The sequence below is a fragment of the Dietzia sp. E1 genome, from assembly GCF_014145015.1.
Classification (GTDB): Bacteria; Actinomycetota; Actinomycetes; order Mycobacteriales; family Mycobacteriaceae; genus Dietzia; species Dietzia cinnamea_A.
The window spans coordinates 1-1248 of the sequence record NZ_JAALDU010000197.1 but is presented as its reverse complement, the minus strand read 5'-3'; the positions used below and the strand labels follow the sequence as shown (position 1 = coordinate 1248).

The 1248-nt window shown below is 72.7% G+C and carries 2 protein-coding genes; both read right to left on the bottom strand.

The window, feature by feature from the left end; translation table 11 throughout:
• Positions 1-1055: Stk1 family PASTA domain-containing Ser/Thr kinase (gene pknB, locus G6030_RS07780; protein ID WP_182642728.1), on the bottom strand; the 1055-nt coding region annotated here is incomplete at its 3' end.
• On the bottom strand, positions 1052-1248 hold a 197-nt coding region (locus tag G6030_RS07775), incomplete at its 5' end, for a hypothetical protein (protein ID WP_182642727.1). The genes G6030_RS07775 and pknB, both read right to left, overlap by 4 nt.

Sequence of the window (1248 nt, the reverse complement as noted above, 5' to 3'; positions counted from 1 at the left end):
TGGGACGCGGGACGGGACCCCGCCGCGGCACCCGCGGCTCCGCCGGCCGCGCCACCGGTCACGCCCGCCAGATCGTGGGCCTCGGTGAGCGCATCCGACGGAGACTGCTGGGGCCGGCCCGTCCCGTACCCCGCGCCGGTGAACCCGTGTGGCGCGTCGGGCCGCTCGTCGTCGTCGAGGTCGTCGTCGGACAACACCAACGGCGCCGCCGGACGGCCGCCGGTGAGCACCGTGATGAGGTCGGTGCGCATCTCCCCGGCCGAGGTGTAGCGGTTCTCCGGGTTCTTGGCCATGGCCTGCATGACCACCGCGTCGACGTACCGCGTCACCTCCGGGTTGACCGCCGACGGCGGCCGCGGGGACTCGCGGACGTGCTGGTACGCCACCGCGACCGGCGACTCGCCCGTGAACGGCGGCACCCCGGCGACCATCTCGTAGAGCACGCAACCGGCGGAGTACAGGTCCGACCGGGCGTCGACGGTCTCGCCGCGCGCCTGCTCCGGGCTCAGGTACTGCGCGGTGCCGAGGACCGACGACGTGGTGGTGAGCGTCGACGAGGAGTCGCTGACCGCGCGCGCGATGCCGAAGTCCATGACCTTGACCGCGCCGTCGCGGGAGATCATGACGTTGGCCGGCTTGACGTCGCGGTGGATGATGCCCTTCTTGTGCGAGAAGTCGAGCGCCCCGCACACGTCGGCCATCACGCCGAGCGCCCGCTCGAGTGGCATCGGGCCGTCCATCCGGATGATGTCGCGCAGGGTGTCGCCCTCGACGAGCTCCATGACGATGTACGGCAGGGAGCCCTCGTCGGTGTGTTCCTCGCCCTGGTCGTAGATCGCGACGATCGACGGGTGGTTGAGCGACGCCGAGTTCTGCGCCTCGCGGCGGAAGCGCTGGTAGAAGGTCTCGTCGCGGGCCAGCTCGGGCCGCATGATCTTCACGGCGACGTCGCGGCCGAGAACCGTGTCCCGACCCCGGTGGACCTCCGACATGCCGCCGAAGCCGAGGGTCTCGCCGATCTCGTACCGGCCCGCGAGGACGGATGGTGTGGTCATGCGCCCTCACCCCCGCCGCGCGCCGGCACGGGCACGACGTCACCGTCGGTCCGCCCGCTGGCCTGGGGACCGTCGCCGCGGCCCTCGCCGCCCCTGCCGTCGCCGCCCTGACCCTGACCCTGGCCCTGTGCGCCCTGCTGGCCCTGGCCCTGCTGCGGCAGGAGCGAGCTGAACTCGGAGGTGAGCGAGTCGA